Here is an 821-nt window from a genome sequence, read left to right on the forward strand (position 1 = left end):
GTGCGATTTTCTGCGAGGTTGATATAGTCTTGGAGTGGCTTAACGTTTCTAAATATCCCATACCAGATATTATGCTCATCAACATAGAGCTTGCGGATGGCATAAGGGTGCGTGCCTGTCTTGAATGGGTCGATTTGAAATTCTAATATCCCGTGTTCGTTCCAGACATAGCGATTCCAGCTTTGCTTGCCTCGCTCATCAAATTCATTAAACCACGATTCGATGAGTTCAATGCGGGGGCGTTTGGCGTTGTATTCATAGGGGAAATCCTTTATCGCTTCCCCATAGATTGCTTGGGCGTCTTCGATATCCATAGCCAAAAGGCGGTGGGTGTATTTCGCACCGCTCCCATCAAAGGAGGTATCGTAAGGGTCAAGCAAAAACGAATCAGTAGGGATATGGCGGAGTTCGATATTGGCTTGCTCATCTTCATCGAGGCTAATCCAGCTTTCCATCACTGCCATTCCTAAAAGCAAATCAAAATCGCTTTTTTGCTTTTCTTGTTCGTAGGTTTCATTATCAATCAGGCTCGCTATGATTTGATTGAGGAGTTCAGCTACGGGCTTATCGGTTTCTTGACGTCCGAGAATCTCGACTTGCTGTTCGCTGATAAGCTTATAACCGAGAATCTTTTCAGAAAGCATTTTATAAATATTTTCCCAAAGGATAGGCTGTCCCCGCTTTTTGATAGTCTCAATCGTGGCAGGGTCGAGTTGCTTGCCGTGCAGGTAGGCTTTGGAGAGTTTGTATTCTTCTAATGCCCTAAAATTACCCTGCTGGGCTTCTTGGAGAAAATATTTGAGGTCTTCTAAGGATTTCAT

The 821-nt window shown here is 44.1% G+C and carries 1 pseudogene; it reads right to left on the reverse strand.

What is annotated here, in order from left to right:
• A pseudogene (locus BJI48_RS09520) lies at positions 1–821 on the reverse strand (hypothetical protein); the annotation flags it as partial.

The sequence above is a fragment of the Helicobacter sp. 11S02596-1 genome, from assembly GCF_002272825.1.
Taxonomy (GTDB): Bacteria; Campylobacterota; Campylobacteria; order Campylobacterales; family Helicobacteraceae; genus Helicobacter_J.